1 protein-coding gene is annotated in these 898 nt (G+C 49.6%); it reads right to left on the reverse strand.

The genetic code is table 11. From position 1 onward, the window contains the following. Positions 1 to 898 (reverse strand): transposase (locus tag R7040_RS25300; protein WP_411978201.1); only part of this gene is annotated, 898 nt, incomplete at both ends.

The following is an 898-nucleotide window of genomic DNA, read 5'->3' on the forward strand; positions in this document are numbered from 1 at the left end:
GCATGTAAATCGAAACCCGCTTGTTAGGGCAACACATATCAAGTACATGCAAATAGTGCGCGTACGAGGTGTAAGGAGGACGAACTAACGCGCCTTTCGATGGGTAATGAAATACCGATAAGTTACCGAGCGGATCTTCGACGTTACCACGAGCCAAAATTGTTTGGTATTTTTGGTCAATACGTTCTCTAAGGTGATTAGAAGGTTCCGCTGGCGGCTCACTCGCTTCCGCTGTGTACTCTTGAGAGACAAAACGAGAAACTTCGTCGTACGGGTTGTGATCCAGCGTCGCGATAGGTTCTTCATCCGAAGAGTAGTTCACGTGTTGGCAAAGAATGTAGCCCGAGTGCGCTTCACCAGACACAATCCAGTACACTCCATTATTGCTGTGTGGCTGCAAGGCAATGTAGCTGGAAGCCAACTCGTAGTGACTGGCGTGATTAACCCAACGAGCATCAATGGTCGCGAGCTTACGACGACAACGACTGGCGATGTGGTCAACGTGATCATAAAACGTTTTTGGGTTGATGCTGAGTTTGCGGCAAATTTCGCGCACGGAATAACCGGTGAACAAAAGGCCCATCAGGTTTTCTTGAAACTGCAGCTTTTTATTGGCGCCAGACCATTTATCGACAAAAGTGCTTTGGCACGCTTTACAACGGTAACGTTGACGATCGCCACTGTAACCGAATGCGTGATAGAGGTGTTTATGAGTGTGGACAGAGAGTCCGAAGTTGTCACACGCGTCGTTGCGACAAGCAGGTAACCCGTCACTGTGGACGTGTCGGAGGCGATGAAGTTCGTTCACGACATCGCGGTTGTTAAGTAAGGGGGGGAAAGCTCCACATTCACGGCATACCATCGCCGGACGCTTAGGGTTCGCATGTTGCAGAACGTA

The sequence above is a fragment of the Vibrio sp. 1069 genome (genome assembly GCF_033340555.1).